The 13,791-nt window shown below is 71.5% G+C and carries 15 protein-coding genes; 11 read left to right on the forward strand and 4 right to left on the reverse strand.

Features of this window, described 5'->3' with window-relative positions; all coding sequences use genetic code 11:
* On the forward strand, positions 1–641 hold a 641-nt coding region (locus AB0L95_RS33380), incomplete at its 5' end, for a flavodoxin-dependent (E)-4-hydroxy-3-methylbut-2-enyl-diphosphate synthase (RefSeq protein WP_365168287.1).
* A 31-nt stretch (positions 642–672) separates the two neighbouring features.
* On the opposite strand, the gene AB0L95_RS33385 is transcribed toward AB0L95_RS33380, so the two are convergent.
* Positions 673–1,137, reverse strand: coding sequence for an ATP-binding protein (locus AB0L95_RS33385; protein ID WP_365168289.1), 465 nt, complete (start codon positions 1,135–1,137; stop codon positions 673–675).
* Between the two features lie 136 nt (positions 1,138–1,273).
* On the opposite strand from AB0L95_RS33385, the gene AB0L95_RS33390 reads away from it, so the two are divergent.
* From AB0L95_RS33390 to AB0L95_RS33410, 5 genes are all read left to right on the forward strand, one after another.
* Positions 1,274–2,053 (forward strand): helix-turn-helix transcriptional regulator, encoded by a 780-nt coding sequence (locus AB0L95_RS33390; protein WP_365168291.1) that lies wholly within the window; start codon positions 1,274–1,276, stop codon positions 2,051–2,053.
* 36 nt (positions 2,054–2,089) lie between these two features.
* Positions 2,090–2,287, forward strand: a complete 198-nt coding sequence (locus AB0L95_RS33395; RefSeq protein WP_365168293.1) for a DUF397 domain-containing protein — start codon at positions 2,090–2,092, stop codon at positions 2,285–2,287.
* Between the two features lie 92 nt (positions 2,288–2,379).
* Complete coding sequence (locus AB0L95_RS33400) at positions 2,380–3,228, forward strand: GNAT family N-acetyltransferase (protein ID WP_365168296.1); 849 nt, start codon at positions 2,380–2,382, stop codon at positions 3,226–3,228.
* A 31-nt stretch (positions 3,229–3,259) separates the two neighbouring features.
* Complete coding sequence (locus AB0L95_RS33405; RefSeq protein ID WP_365168299.1) at positions 3,260–3,808, forward strand: GNAT family N-acetyltransferase; 549 nt, start codon at positions 3,260–3,262, stop codon at positions 3,806–3,808.
* A 108-nt stretch (positions 3,809–3,916) separates the two neighbouring features.
* Positions 3,917–5,617 (forward strand): proline--tRNA ligase, encoded by a 1,701-nt coding sequence (locus AB0L95_RS33410; protein ID WP_365168301.1) that lies wholly within the window; start codon positions 3,917–3,919, stop codon positions 5,615–5,617.
* A gap of 81 nt (positions 5,618–5,698) precedes the next feature.
* Here the strand turns inward: AB0L95_RS33410 and AB0L95_RS33415 are convergent, their stop codons facing one another.
* The 3 genes from AB0L95_RS33415 to AB0L95_RS33425 all read right to left on the reverse strand — a co-directional run bounded on the left by AB0L95_RS33415 (position 5,699) and on the right by AB0L95_RS33425 (position 7,787).
* On the reverse strand, positions 5,699–6,601 hold the full coding sequence (locus tag AB0L95_RS33415; RefSeq protein WP_365168303.1) for an aminoglycoside phosphotransferase family protein: 903 nt from the start codon (positions 6,599–6,601) through the stop codon (positions 5,699–5,701).
* Positions 6,602–6,675: 74 nt separating this feature from the next.
* Complete coding sequence (locus AB0L95_RS33420; RefSeq protein ID WP_365168305.1) at positions 6,676–7,161, reverse strand: ferritin-like domain-containing protein; 486 nt, start codon at positions 7,159–7,161, stop codon at positions 6,676–6,678.
* On the reverse strand, positions 7,158–7,787 hold the full coding sequence (locus AB0L95_RS33425; protein WP_365168308.1) for a hypothetical protein: 630 nt from the start codon (positions 7,785–7,787) through the stop codon (positions 7,158–7,160). Before AB0L95_RS33425 ends, AB0L95_RS33420 begins: the two co-directional genes overlap by 4 nt.
* Positions 7,788–8,026: 239 nt before the next feature.
* Here AB0L95_RS33425 and rimP point away from each other — a divergent pair, with 239 nt between their 5' ends.
* The 5 genes from rimP to AB0L95_RS33450 all read left to right on the forward strand — a co-directional run bounded on the left by rimP (position 8,027) and on the right by AB0L95_RS33450 (position 13,758).
* A complete protein-coding gene (gene rimP / locus AB0L95_RS33430; protein WP_365168310.1) occupies positions 8,027–8,536 on the forward strand; it encodes a ribosome maturation factor RimP in 510 nt (169 codons plus the stop codon).
* 2 nt (positions 8,537–8,538) lie between these two features.
* Positions 8,539–9,534, forward strand: a complete 996-nt coding sequence (gene nusA / locus AB0L95_RS33435) for a transcription termination factor NusA (RefSeq protein WP_365168312.1) — start codon at positions 8,539–8,541, stop codon at positions 9,532–9,534.
* A 129-nt stretch (positions 9,535–9,663) separates the two neighbouring features.
* The gene (locus tag AB0L95_RS33440) at positions 9,664–9,975 is read left to right on the forward strand and encodes a YlxR family protein (protein ID WP_365168314.1); all 312 of its coding nucleotides are present in this window, start codon (positions 9,664–9,666) and stop codon (positions 9,973–9,975) included.
* A gap of 148 nt (positions 9,976–10,123) precedes the next feature.
* The gene (gene infB / locus AB0L95_RS33445; RefSeq protein WP_365168317.1) at positions 10,124–13,228 is read left to right on the forward strand and encodes a translation initiation factor IF-2; all 3,105 of its coding nucleotides are present in this window, start codon (positions 10,124–10,126) and stop codon (positions 13,226–13,228) included.
* 236 nt (positions 13,229–13,464) lie between these two features.
* Positions 13,465–13,758, forward strand: a complete 294-nt coding sequence (locus AB0L95_RS33450) for a DUF503 domain-containing protein (RefSeq protein ID WP_365168319.1) — start codon at positions 13,465–13,467, stop codon at positions 13,756–13,758.
* Positions 13,759–13,791: the final 33 nt, after the last annotated feature.

Consider the following 13,791-nt stretch of genomic DNA (forward strand, 5'->3'; position numbering starts at 1 on the left):
GGGAGGCCTCCCTCTTCGAGGAGCACGACTTCCGGGACATCAAGATCTCCGTCAAGCACAACGACCCGGTCGTGATGATCGAGGCGTACCGCCAGCTCGCCGAGCAGTGCGACTACCCCCTCCACCTCGGTGTCACCGAGGCGGGCCCCGCGTTCCAGGGCACCATCAAGTCGGCCGTCGCCTTCGGCGCCCTGCTCTCCCAGGGCATCGGCGACACCATCCGCGTCTCCCTGTCCGCGCCCCCGGTCGAGGAGGTCAAGGTCGGCACCCAGATCCTGGAGTCGCTGAACCTGCGCCAGCGGGGCCTGGAGATCGTCTCCTGCCCGTCCTGCGGGCGCGCCCAGGTGGACGTCTACAAGCTGGCCGAGGAGGTCACGGCGGGCCTGACCGGCATGGAGGTCCCGCTGAGGGTGGCGGTCATGGGCTGTGTCGTGAACGGCCCGGGCGAGGCGCGGGAGGCCGACCTGGGTGTGGCGTCCGGCAACGGCAAGGGCCAGATCTTCGTCAAGGGCGAGGTCATCAAGACGGTCCCTGAGTCGAAGATCGTGGAGACCCTGATCGAGGAGGCCATGAAGCTGGCCGAGCAGATGGAGAAGGACGGCGTGGCCTCCGGCGAGCCGTCCGTCTCGGTCGCGGAGTGACACTTCCTCCCCGAGCTTTTCCTGAGTCCCGTCACCTGGGGGTGGCGGGACTCAGTCGTGCGTCCGCCCAGACGCACTTCCCGGGACTGCGCGGCTCCACGCCCCACCGCTCGGCCGGCGCCTCCACCAGCAGCAGCCCCCGCCCGGACTCGTCGGTCGCCGGGTCCCGCAGGGGTCGCGCCTCGGGCAGCCGCTTGCCGCGGGTGTCGGAGACCTCCAGCCGTACGCCGTCCGGCGCGGCGACGAGCCGCAGATGGAAGTCCCGCCCCGGCACATGACCGTGCCGCACGGCGTTGGCGGCCAGCTCGGCGGCGATCAGGGTGACGGTCTCGTTGAGGGTGCCGTCGTAGGGGTGACCCCATTCGTGGAGACGGTGGAAGACGAGACGCCGGGCGAGCCGGGCGCCCCGGGGAGTGGACGTGAACCGCATCTCGAACGTGTGTGCGGACGGGTTGCGCTTCGGCAGATGCCAGTCGGAGGGAGTCGCTGACTTCATGGGGCCAACGCTCGCGCACGCTGCGTAGCGTTGAACGGCGGCTGAGCCGGGACCGTGGCGCGTTGTACGTGGTCGGGACGCATCTGTACGCGAGGCGAGCCGTAACCGGTGCTGCGGTGAGAGCGGTGAGGGGTGTATGAGCGACGAGCAGGCCGTGGGGACGGGTGTGCCGCGCATCTTCGGGCGGCAGTTGAAGAGGCTGCGGACACGGGCGGGGTGGGGACGCGCGGAACTGGGGGCGCGTACGGGGTACTCGGAGTCGACGATCGCCTCGTTCGAGCAGGGGAGGCGGATTCCGTCGCGGCGCTTCATCGGGCAGGCGCATGAAGTGCTGGGTGCGCATGGGGTGTTGCTGGAGCTGGTCGAGGAGATGGAGAGGGTGCAGTATCCGCCGTTCTTCCAGGATGCGGCGAAGTTGGAGAAGGAGGCGGTCGCGTTGCATTTCTTCGCCGTGCCGACGGTCCCCGGTCTGTTGCAGACGGAGGAGTATGCGCGAGCGGTGTTCGCCATACGACGGCCTCCGTTGGACGAGTCGACGATCGAACAGCGCGTGGCGGCGCGACTGGCCCGGCAGGCGATCTTCGTGCGTAGGCCGATGTCCGTGATCAGCTTCGTGATCGAAGAGGCGGTTCTGCGGAAGCAGTTGGGTGGACCGGCGGTCATGCGAGGGCAGTTGGAGCAGATCCTGCTCATTGGTGAGCGACCCAACGTCGAGATCCAGGTCATGCCGGACAGTCGTGAGGAACATGCGGCACTTTCAGGTCGCTTCACCTTGATCGAGACAATCAACGAGCGCAGGATCGCCTACGTGGAGGCGTTCAAGAGCAGCCGCCTCTTCACTGACCGGTCCACCGTCAGGGAACCAACTGGACGAGCGGTACGGCGTTCTGCGCGCCCAGGCCCTGCCACCCCGTGAATCACTGGCCCACGCAGAGAAGTTGCCGGGGGAGAGATGAACGCCCAAGAAGCGTCCGAGCTCGTGTGGTTCAAGTCCGGCTACAGCGACGGTGAAGGCGGCGAATGCCTGGAGGTCGCCCCCTGCCCCACCGCCCTCCACATCCGTGACTCCAAACTCGCCCCCGAAACGGGCCCCACCCTCACCCTCCCGCCCACCGCCTGGAAGGCATTCATAGGGTTCGCCACCACGTGACGGTGCCCTTACCGGGCGCTACGGGGCGGCGCCCCCGCGGCACGCCAGGTACAGTGCGGAGATCAGCAGACCCCAGGGTGAGGCATCCCCACGTGTTGACGCAGACCACCACCCGGGTCCTCGAACCGAGTGACCTGGACGCCGCGCTCGCCGTCCTCGACCGCGAGCCGGTCCAGAACGCCTTCGTGACGTCCCGGGTGCAGGTCGCAGGCCTCGACCCGTGGCGTCTCGGCGGCGAGATGTGGGGCTGGTACGAGGACGGAATGCTCACGTCGTTGTGCTACGCGGGCGCCAACCTCGTGCCGATCTGCGCGACCCCGCGTGCGGTGCGTGCCTTCGCCGACCGTGCGCGGCGGGCCGGGCGCCGTTGCTCCTCCATCGTCGGACCCGCCGGGCCCACCGCCCAGCTGTGGCGGCTGCTGGAGCCCGGCTGGGGCCCGGCCCGTGAGGTCCGCGCCCATCAGCCGCTCATGCTCACCGACCGTATGCCCGCCGACATCGCCCCGGATCCGTACGTCCGCCGCGTCCGCAAGGACGAGATGGAGACGATCATGCCGGCGTGCGTGGCGATGTTCACCGAGGAGGTCGGCGTCTCCCCGATGGCGGGCGACGGCGGGCTGCTCTACCAGGCCCGGGTCGCGGAACTCGTCGGTGCGGGGCGTTCGTTCGCCCGGCTCGACGACCAGGGGCGGGTCATGTTCAAGGCGGAGATCGGCGCGGCCACCCCGAGGGCCTGCCAGATCCAGGGCGTGTGGGTCGCCCCCGAGTACCGAGGCCAGGGCCTCGCGGCGCCCGGCATGGCGGCGGTGCTGCGCTACGCGCTGCACGAGGTGGCGCCGGTGGCGAGCCTGTACGTCAACGACTTCAACACGGCGGCCCGGCGGACCTACCTCAGGGTCGGGTTCCAGGAGGTCGGCGCTTTCATGAGCATTCTGTTCTGAGAGCGGCCCGGCACCCCGGTAGGCTCCAGGCATGCCGCGTACCCCCGACGACGTAGTGATCGGCCCCCTGGACCTGTCCGAGCGCGTCGACGAGGCGCTCGCCGTACAGGCCATCGCGTTCGGGCTCGGCGCCGAGGAGGTCGCCGTGCGCCGCCAGATCGTGCTGCGGCACATCACCTACCCGGGTGCGCGTGCCCTCGGCGCCACCACCGCCGACGGACGGCTCGCCGGCTTCGTCTACGGCATGCCCAACGACCGTACCCACTGGTGGTCCACCGTCGTCGAGCCCTATCTTCGCGCCCAGGGGCACGACGACTGGCTCGACAGCTCCTTCGTGATCACCGAACTGCATGTCCACCCGGCCTACCAGAACCGGGGTGTCGGCCGCCGCCTGATCACCACCATCACCGACGTCGCCGCCCAGCCGCGCTCGATCCTCTCGGCGATCGACATGGACAGCCCGGCCCGCGGCCTGTACCACTCCCTGGGCTATGTGGACCTGGCACGACGGGTGGTCTTCCCCAGTGCGCCGAAGCCGTACGCCGTGATGGGCGCCCCCCTGCCACTCCGCCGCCGTTAACGGATTTCCACCGGCACAGCAAGCCCGGCTAATCTCCTAGCCATCAGCCTCCTCCCCGCGCGGTCCCGCCCGGGCGGGGGGATCACATCGGCAGGAGTACGAGAAACCATGGCGAACGCACCGGTCCAGCGCATGTCCCAGTTGATGGCGAAGACGCTGCGCGACGACCCGGCGGACGCCGAGGTCCTCAGCCACAAGCTGCTGGTCCGCGCCGGCTATGTGCGCCGTACCGCCGCGGGCGTGTGGACCTGGCTGCCGCTCGGCAAGAAGGTCCTCGCCAACGTGGAGCGGGTCGTCCGCGAGGAGATGGACGCGATCGGCGCGCAGGAGGTGCTGCTCCCCGCCCTGCTGCCGCGCGAGCCGTACGAGGCGACCGGCCGCTGGGACGAGTACGGCGCCGAGCTGTTCCGCCTGCACGACCGCAAGGGCGGCGACTATCTGCTCGGTCCGACCCACGAGGAGATCTTCACCCTGCTGGTGAAGGACCAGGCGTCCTCGTACAAGGACCTGCCGGTCATCCTCTACCAGATCCAGACCAAGTTCCGGGACGAGGCCCGGCCGCGCGCGGGCATCCTGCGCGGTCGTGAGTTCCTGATGAAGGACTCGTACTCCTTCGACCTGGAGGACGAGGGCCTCGCCCAGTCCTACGCCCTGCACCGCCAGGCCTACCAGCGGGTCTTCGAGCGCCTCGGCCTCGACTACCGGATCGTCGCCGCGACCGCGGGCGCGATGGGCGGCTCCAAGTCCGAGGAGTTCCTCGCCCCGGCCGAGGCCGGCGAGGACACCTTCGCCGACTGCCCGAACTGCGACTTCGCCGCGAACACCGAGGCGATCACCTACGAGCTGAAGCCGGTCGACGCCGGCGAGGTGCCCGCGCTGGAGGAGATCCCCACCCCGGACACCCCGACCATCGAGACCCTCGCCGCCTCGCTCGGCGTCCCGGCCTCCGCCACCCTGAAGAACCTCCTGGTGAAGGTCGACGGCGAGATCGTCGCCGTCGGTGTCCCCGGCGACCGCGAGGTCGACATGGACAAGGTGGAGGCCCACTTCGCGCCGGCCGGCGTCGAGCTGGTCACCGTCGACGACTTCGTCGCCCGCCCCGACCTGGTGCGCGGTTACGTCGGGCCGCAGGGCCTGGAGAAGATCACGTACATCGCCGACCCGCGCGTGGCCCCCGGCACCTCCTGGATCACCGGCGCCAACAAGGAGGGCATGCACGCCAAGAACGTGGTCTCCGGCCGCGACTTCAAGGTCGACGCCTACGTCGACGTCGTGGTGGTGCAGGAGGGCGACCCGTGCCCCAAGTGCGGCACCGGTCTCAAGCTCGACCGTGCCATCGAGATCGGCCACATCTTCCAGCTGGGCCGCAAGTACGCCGACGCCCTCAAGCTCGACGTCCTCGGCCCGAACGGCAAGCCGGTCCGCGTGACCATGGGCTCCTACGGCATCGGTGTCTCCCGCGCGGTCGCCGCGCTCGCCGAGCAGACCGCCGACGAGCAGGGCCTGTGCTGGCCCGCGGAGGTCGCCCCGGCCGATGTGCACGTGGTGGCGGCGGGCAAGGCGCTCCAGACCGAGCTGGCTCTTGAGGTGTCCGGGAAGCTGGCCGAGGCCGGCCTCCGCGTCCTGGTCGACGACCGGGCCGGTGTCTCCCCGGGTGTGAAGTTCACCGATGCCGAGCTGATCGGTGTGCCGAAGATCCTGGTGGCGGGCCGCCGCTCCGGCGAGGGTGTGGTGGAGCTGAAGGACCGCCGCACCGGCGAGCGCGAGGAACTGACGGTGGACGAGGCGATCGCCCGCCTCACCGCCTGACCGTCCGCGCCCTTCTGCACGACGACGGCCGCCGGTCTCAGAGACCGGCGGCCGTCGGCTTCTTCCACGGCTTCGGGACGGCTACAGCCAGGTCGCGAACTCCAGCAGCAGTTCCGCGTCCTGGGTGCGGCCCACCCGGCGCGCCCGCACCCCGGACTCGACCGCCCGGAACAGCGTCCAGCCGCGCAGCCGCTCCTGGTCCAGGTCCAGCGACTCCGCGAGCCGCTTCACCCGGCGGCGGGTGATCGACGCACCGGAGGGCGCCGCGATCAGGTCCTCCACCCGGTCGCGCACCAGGCGCGCCAGATCGAAGGCGCACTCGCCGACCACCGGATCCGGGCCCACCGCGAGCCACGGCATCCGCTCCCCGGCGAGGATCTTGCTCTGCCGGAGGGTGCCGTGCAGCAGCCGCTCCTCGGGCGGGGCGGCGAGCAACTGCTCACGGGCCGCGAGCGCCGCCTCGATCAGCGGCGCTGCCTCGGGGTCCGTCCGGGCACCCTCCCGCATCGCCTCGGCCTGCCGCCCGGTACGCCCGGCCACCGTCTCGAAAGGGTGCCAGGCGGGCGGCTCGACCCACAGCCGGCGCAGCGTGCCCGCCGCCTCCAGCAGGGCCTTCGCCTCCGGCAGCGAGCGCACCGACATCTCCGGATGGAGCCGCTCCAGCAGCAGCACGCCCTGCTCGGCGTCCGCGTCCAGGAGCCGTACGGCCCCCGAGCCGTTCCAGTGCACAAGGGCCGCCCGTTCGCTCTCCGGCCGGGCCCTGGGCGGCGCCAGCTTCAGCACCGCGGGCGCGCCGTCCGCCTGCCGCACCAGCAGCACCAGGCTGCTCCGGCCGCCCGGCGCCTGCACCCGCTCCACGGTCAACCCGCGTAGATCCACGGCCTGCCGGATCAGCCCGGGCAGCGTGGCCAGCCACTCGGCGCCGCCGTCCCGGTGCGTCTCGCCCAGCGCCCGCACGAGACGCCGCGGCGGTTCGAAAGCCATGCGCGAGTTGTTCCCTTCCAGGTCGGCTTCGCACGCGTGCCAGATGCGCGTACGCCTACGTCCCGCGGCGCCGCTCAGGTCCGCGGTGTCACCGACGCGGTGGGGGAGGCCGCCGCCGCCCGCTCGGCCAGACCAGGGAAGGCTACGCTCTCGCCGCTCCAGCGCACCGCCCGCACCGCCGCCTCGCGCAGTGCCCCGGCCGCGGACCGCCGCCGCGCGCCCGTCGAGGCCCGCACCAGGTCCGAGTACACCCCGGCCACCCGCTCCTCCAGCTCGGCGGCGAGCCGCACGGCGGCGGCGGAGTCGGGGACGGAGAAGGGCATCGCGTACCCGGCCGCGGCGGGCTCCGGCGCGCCGCCCAGGTCCCGTACCGCCCGGGCCAGTTCGTCCCGCCGGGCGCGGTGGGCGTCGTAGGCGGCCTGCGCCTCGGCTCGGCGGGCCCGCTCGACGCGTCCGCCGACGACACCGTAGCCGTAGACCGCGGCGTGCTCGGCGCGCAGGGCGGCCTGCAGGGCCGCCAGCTCGCCGCCGTCCTTCGGCGTGCTGTCGCTGCCGCTCATTTTCCGCCCTCCGTCAGCAGATACACATGGGCGGCCCCGGCCGCCGCCACGGACGCCAACAGCCGGGCCAGTTCGCCCGGCACGTCCAGCAGCTCGGCCGTCCGCCGGTCGGCCAGGGTCCGTTCGGCCGAGGCCAGCCCGGCGAGGGCGGCCTTCGGGTCCGCGGGCACGGCGGACGCCGAGGGGGGCGCGGACCCGGAAGCGGACGGGGATCCGGTCCCCGGAGCGGACGGGGATGCCGATGCCGAAGTGGATGGAGACGCCGACGCGGAAGACGACGGGGCCGGACCGGGGGGAGACGCCGACGCCGACCCCGAAGCGGACGGGGACACCGAGGTCCCGGGGTGGCCGCCGAACGCCTGTGCGTGCCGGACGGTTTCCGTGCGCAGCGGGCCCAGTCGGGCCGCCAGTGCCGGATGGGCGGCGATCACGTCGGCGTAGCGCTCGGCCAGCTCCTCGCTGTCGCGGGCGGCACGCGCGCGTACCCGGTCGGCGGCCGAGGTGGACCGGCCCGGGCCGGCCGTATCGGGGGCGGCGGAACAGCCCGCGACCAGCGCGGCACCCGCGGCCGACGCGAGCAGACTCCTTCTGCGCAGACGGATGCGCGGGTGCGGAGGGAACGGCACGGCAGACGTCCTCGAAGACCTCGTACGAACGGATGGGCGGCTGCCCGTGATCACCGTACCCGCGCCCCGCCGCACTGATCGCCATCGGCTCGGCCGGGCCGCAGCACCCGGGATCCGGCCGGGCCCGCGGGCGGCCGGGAGGCGGTGCCGGTGGACGGCAACACCCTCCGGGACCGGATACCCTTTGACCTGACACGCGACCATCCCACAACAGCACACGCGGCCGAGGAGTCACCCGGATGAGCACCACCCAGAGCGAGAGGCTGCGAGAACTGCTGGAACCGCTCGTCAGCTCCGAGGGCCTTGACCTCGAAGAGATCGTGGTGGACTCCGTGGGGCGCAAGCGTGTGCTGCGCGTCGTCGTCGACTCCGACGCCGGAGCCGACCTGGACCAGATCGCCGATGTGAGCCGCGCGCTCTCGGCGAAGCTCGACGAGACGGACGCGATGGGCGAGGGCGAGTACACCCTCGAGGTCGGAACCCCGGGCGCGGAGCGCCTCCTCACGGAACACCGGCACTACGTACGGGCCGAGGGCCGGCTGGCGAGATTCCAGCTGACCGAGGGCGGCGAGCTGGTCGCCAGGATCATGCAGGTCGACGACGAGGGAGTCGACCTCGAGGTGCCGGGTGTGAAGGGCCGCAAGGCCACCACCCGCAGACTCGCCTTCCCGGAGATCGACAGGGCGCGCGTACAGGTCGAGTTCAACCGCAAGGACACGAAGGACATGAAGGAAGAGGAGGAGGCGTAGCCGTGGACATCGACATGAGTGCCCTGCGGGGCTTGGTTCGGGAGAAGGAGATCTCCTTCGACCTGCTGGTCGAGGCGATCGAGGCGGCCCTCCTCATCGCCTACCACCGCACCGAGGGAAGCCGCCGCCACGCGCGCGTGGAGCTCAACCGGGAGACCGGCCATGTGACTGTGTGGGCGAAGGAGGACCCCGAGGACCTCGATGAGGGGCAGGAGGCGCGCGAGTTCGACGACACCCCGTCGGGATTCGGCCGCATCGCCGCCACCACCGCCAAGCAGGTCATCCTGCAGCGTCTGCGCGACGCTGAGGACGACGCGACGCTCGGCGAGTACGCGGGCCGCGAGGGCGACATCGTCACCGGTGTGGTCCAGCAGGGCCGCGACCCCAAGAACGTGCTCGTGGACATCGGCAAGCTGGAGGCCATCCTGCCGGTGCAGGAGCAGGTGCCGGGTGAGTCGTACGAGCACGGCAAGCGGATCCGGTCGTACGTCGTACGGGTGGCGAAGGGTGTGCGCGGTCCGTCCGTCACCCTCTCGCGCACCCACCCCAATCTGGTGAAGAAACTCTTCGCCCTGGAGGTGCCGGAGATCGCCGACGGCTCCGTCGAGATCGCCGCGATCGCCCGTGAGGCCGGCCACCGTACGAAGATCGCCGTCCGGTCCACCCGATCGGGTCTGAACGCCAAGGGCGCCTGCATCGGCCCGATGGGCGGCCGGGTCCGCAACGTCATGGGCGAGCTGAGCGGCGAGAAGATCGACATCGTCGACTGGTCGGACGACCCGGCCGAGATGGTGGCGAACGCCCTCTCCCCGGCCCGTGTCTCCAAGGTGGAGGTCGTGGACCTCGCGGCCCGCTCCGCCCGGGTGACGGTCCCGGACTACCAGCTGTCGCTGGCGATCGGCAAGGAGGGGCAGAACGCCCGCCTCGCGGCCCGTCTGACCGGCTGGCGGATCGACATCCGACCCGACACCGAGCAGCCCGCCGACCGGCAGGAATGAGGTCTCCGGCCTCGTCCGGGGGAATAGATCCCGGCCGGGCGTCGCTGAGATCACGACAGTTTGTTGCGCAGCAAGCGTTCGATTCTTGCCCCAAAGGGGTGAGGTCGGTGCGGGGAGGTAGACTTAACCGTGTCTGGCCGGACGCATGCCCGCGCATGCCCTGAGCGCACCTGTGTGGGGTGCCGGGAGCGAGCGGCCAAGATCGAACTACTGCGCACGGTGGTGATCGAGGGCGACTGCGTCCCCGATCCTCGCGGTACGCTGCCCGGCCGGGGTGCCTATGTGCACCCCGTGTCGGCTTGTCTCGACCTGGCGGTCCGCCGCCGGGCATTCCCGAGGGCGCTCCGCCTCCCGGGACCGCTCGACATAAAGGCGTTGCGCCAGTACGTCGAGCAGACCGAACGTTGCCGACAGCACCTTGCTGAGCAGGTAACACCGTAAGAAAACGCGCCGCGCGGAACGCTGTGCGGTCTGGTACCTCGCGAGTCGAAAGCAGGTCGAGATTGCGATGAGCACTCGATGAGTACGCGATGAGTACGCCCATGAACTAGCGACGGTCCGGCCGCAACCCGGACCTCAAAGGAGCGAAGTGGCTAAGGTCCGGGTCTACGAACTCGCCAAGGAGTTCGGTGTGGAGAGCAAGGTCGTCATGGCCAAGCTCCAGGAACTCGGTGAATTCGTCCGATCGGCGTCCTCGACGATCGAGGCGCCCGTAGTACGCAAGCTGACCGACGCCTTGCAGCAGGGGAACGGCGGTGGCGCCAAGCCCACCGCCTCCCGCAAGGCCGCACCGGCCAGGCCGGCGGCGCCCTCCCCGGCGCAGGCCGCCCGTCCGGCTGCCCCGCGCCCGGCGGCGCCCAAGCCCCCGGCGGCCGAGCGCCCCGCGCCCGAGCGCCCGGCGGCGGCCCCCGCCCCGGGTCCGCGGCCGACGCCCGGCCCGAAGCCCGCGCCGCGGCCCGCCCCGGCGGCCCCGGCCCCGAGCACGCCCGAGTTCACGGCACCGCCGTCGGCTCCGGCTGCCCAGACCCCGGCTCAGGCCCCGCGTCCGGGAGCCCGTCCCGGCGGCCCGAAGCCCGGCGGCGCACGTCCCGAGGGGCGTGGCCAGGGACAGGGCGGCGGTCAGGCCGCTCGTCCGGGTGCCCCGCGTCCGGGTGGCCAGGGACCGCGTCCCGGTGGCCGTCCGGCCGGTCCCCGTCCGGGTAACAACCCCTTCACCTCCGGTGGCTCCACCGGTATGGCGCGTCCGCAGGCGCCCCGTCCGCAGGGCGGCCCCCGTCCGGGCGGTCCGGGCGGTGCCCCCGGCGGCCCGCGTCCGCAGGGTGCGGGTCAGGGCGGTCCCCGTCCGCAGGGTGCGGCCGGTGGCGGTCCCCGTCCGCAGGCTCCGGGCGGTTCGCGCCCGACTCCGGGCTCGATGCCCCGTCCGCAGGGCGGTCCGCGTCCCGGCGGCGGCCCCGCGGGTCCGCGTCCGAACCCCGGCATGATGCCGCAGCGTCCCGCTGCCGGCCCGCGTCCCGGCGGCGGCCCCGGCGGCGGCCGTGGTCCGGCCGGTGCCGGTCGTCCCGGTGGCGGCGGCGGTCGTCCGGGCGGTGGCGGCGGCTTCGCCGGTCGTCCGGGTGGCGGCGGCGGTGCCGGTCGTCCGGGTGGCGGCGGCGGCTTCGCCGGTCGTCCCGGTGGCGGCGCTCCCGGTGGTGGCGGCGGCTTCGGCGGTGGCGGCGGTGGCCGTCCCGGCTTCGGCGGTCGTCCCGGTGGTCCGGGTGGTCGCGGTGGCACGCAGGGTGCGTTCGGCCGTCCCGGCGGTCCGGCGCGTCGTGGCCGCAAGTCGAAGCGGCAGCGCCGTCAGGAGTACGAGGCCATGCAGGCCCCGTCGGTCGGCGGTGTGATGCTGCCTCGCGGCAACGGCGAGACCATTCGCCTGTCGCGCGGTGCGTCGCTCACCGACTTCGCGGAGAAGATCAACGCCAACCCGGCGTCCCTCGTCGCGGTCATGATGAACCTCGGCGAGATGGTCACGGCCACGCAGTCCGTCACCGACGAGACCCTGCTGCTCCTCGCCGGCGAGATGAACTACACGGTTCAGATCGTCAGCCCCGAGGAGGAGGACCGCGAGCTGCTCGAGTCCTTCGACCTGGAGTTCGGTGAGGACGAGGGCTCCGAGGAGGACCTGGTCGTCCGTCCGCCGGTGGTGACCGTCATGGGTCACGTCGACCACGGTAAGACCCGTCTGCTCGACGCGATCCGCAAGACGAACGTCATCGCGGGCGAGGCCGGTGGCATCACCCAGCACATCGGTGCCTACCAGGTCGCGACCGAGGTCAACGGCGAGGACCGGGCGATCACCTTCATCGACACCCCGGGTCACGAGGCGTTCACCGCCATGCGTGCCCGTGGTGCCAAGTCGACGGACATCGCGATCCTCGTGGTCGCGGCCAACGACGGTGTGATGCCGCAGACGGTCGAGGCGCTGAACCACGCCAAGGCGGCAGATGTGCCGATCGTGGTCGCGGTCAACAAGATCGACGTCGAGGGCGCGGACCCGACCAAGGTGCGCGGTCAGCTGACCGAGTACGGCCTGGTGGCCGAGGAGTACGGCGGCGAGACCATGTTCGTCGACATCTCCGCCAAGCAGGGCCTGCACATCGACAGCCTGCTGGAGGCCGTGGTCCTCACGGCCGACGCCGCCCTGGACCTTCGGGCCAACCCGAACCAGGACGCGCAGGGCATCTCGATCGAGTCCCGTCTCGACCGCGGCCGTGGTGCCGTGGCGACGGTCCTCGTCCAGCGAGGCACGCTGCGGGTCGGCGACACGATGGTGGTCGGCGACGCGTACGGCCGCGTCCGGGCGATGCTCGACGACAACGGCAACAACGTGGCCGAGGCCGGCCCGTCGACGCCGGTGCAGGTCCTGGGTCTGACCAACGTCCCGGGTGCCGGCGACAACTTCATCGTGGTCGAGGAGGACCGTACGGCCCGCCAGATCGCGGAGAAGCGTGCCGCCCGCGAGCGGAACGCCGCGTTCGCCAAGCGCACGCGCCGTGTCTCGCTCGAGGACCTGGACAAGGTGCTGAAGGCCGGCGAGGTCCAGCAGCTGAACCTGATCATCAAGGGTGACGCTTCTGGTTCCGTCGAGGCTCTTGAGTCCTCCCTGCTCCAGCTGGACGTCGGCGAAGAGGTCGACATCCGCGTCCTGCACCGCGGCGTCGGTGCGGTCACGGAGTCGGACATCGACCTGGCGATGGGCTCGGACGCCATCGTGATCGGCTTCAACGTCCGCGCGGCAGGCCGCGCGGCACAGATGGCCGAGCGCGAGGGCGTGGACGTCCGGTACTACTCGGTCATCTACCAGGCGATCGAGGAGATCGAGGCGGCCCTGAAGGGCATGCTGAAGCCGGAGTTCGAGGAGGTCGAGCTCGGTACGGCGGAGATCCGCGAGGTCTTCAAGTCGTCCAAGCTGGGCAACATCGCCGGTGTCCTCATCCGCTCCGGCGAGGTCAAGCGCAACACCAAGGCGCGCCTCATCCGCGACGGCAAGGTGGTCGCGGAGAACCTCAACATCGAGGGCCTGCGTCGCTTCAAGGACGACGTCACCGAGATCCGCGAAGGGTTCGAGGGTGGTATCAACCTCGGCAACTTCAACGACATCAAGATCGACGACGTCATCGCGACGTACGAGATGCGCGAGAAGCCGCGGGTGTAACACCCCGCAGCGGGTGTGACCGCCGACGGATCACCGCCGGCCGACGGGACCTTGTCCCGTCGGCCGGCGTGCCGTCTGCCCGGGGTTTCGGCCCCGGCACACCGCCCCTGGCCCGACGGCCCCCGGTGAAAACTCCGTCGAGCCGCCCCCGGTGTTCGTTGTACGGTTTTGGTGTCCCTGCCCCTTCCGGCGGCGGGGCCATCGATCCCGTACCGGCGGGTCATCCGGATTCATACATGTATGTGGGGACGTTGTCCTTCGACCTCCTCCTGGGCGACGTACGGTCGCTGAAGGAGAAGCGCTCCGTCGTCCGCCCGATCGTCGCCGAACTCCAGCGGAAGTACGCGGTGAGCGCGGCCGAGGTGGACCACCTGGACCTCTACCGGCGGGCCGGCATCGGCCTCGCGGTGGTCGCAGGAGACGCGGGGCACGTGACCGACGTACTCGACCGGTGCGAGCGGCTGGTCGCCGGGCGCCCCGAGGTGGAACTGCTGTCCGTCAGACGGCGCTTCCACGGCGACGACGACTGAGCATCGAACACAGATCAGGAAAGAACGGGAGAC

Source organism: Streptomyces sp. NPDC052036, from assembly GCF_040680495.1.
Lineage (GTDB): Bacteria > Actinomycetota > Actinomycetes > Streptomycetales > Streptomycetaceae > Streptomyces.

Bases quoted from the DNA above. Each gene is read 5' to 3' on its own strand.
- AB0L95_RS33415 (WP_365168303.1), bottom strand. From the start codon at position 6,601: ATGGCTTTCGAACCGCCGCGGCGTCTCGTGCGGGCGCTGGGCGAGACG.
- AB0L95_RS33385 (WP_365168289.1), bottom strand. From the start codon at position 1,137: ATGAAGTCAGCGACTCCCTCCGACTGGCATCTGCCGAAGCGCAACCCG.
- AB0L95_RS33420 (WP_365168305.1), bottom strand. From the start codon at position 7,161: ATGAGCGGCAGCGACAGCACGCCGAAGGACGGCGGCGAGCTGGCGGCC.
- AB0L95_RS33405 (WP_365168299.1), top strand. From the start codon at position 3,260: ATGCCGCGTACCCCCGACGACGTAGTGATCGGCCCCCTGGACCTGTCC.
- AB0L95_RS33395 (WP_365168293.1), top strand. From the start codon at position 2,090: ATGAACGCCCAAGAAGCGTCCGAGCTCGTGTGGTTCAAGTCCGGCTAC.
- AB0L95_RS33450 (WP_365168319.1), top strand. From the start codon at position 13,465: ATGTATGTGGGGACGTTGTCCTTCGACCTCCTCCTGGGCGACGTACGG.
- AB0L95_RS33390 (WP_365168291.1), top strand. From the start codon at position 1,274: ATGAGCGACGAGCAGGCCGTGGGGACGGGTGTGCCGCGCATCTTCGGG.
- AB0L95_RS33410 (WP_365168301.1), top strand. From the start codon at position 3,917: ATGGCGAACGCACCGGTCCAGCGCATGTCCCAGTTGATGGCGAAGACG.
- rimP (WP_365168310.1), top strand. From the start codon at position 8,027: ATGAGCACCACCCAGAGCGAGAGGCTGCGAGAACTGCTGGAACCGCTC.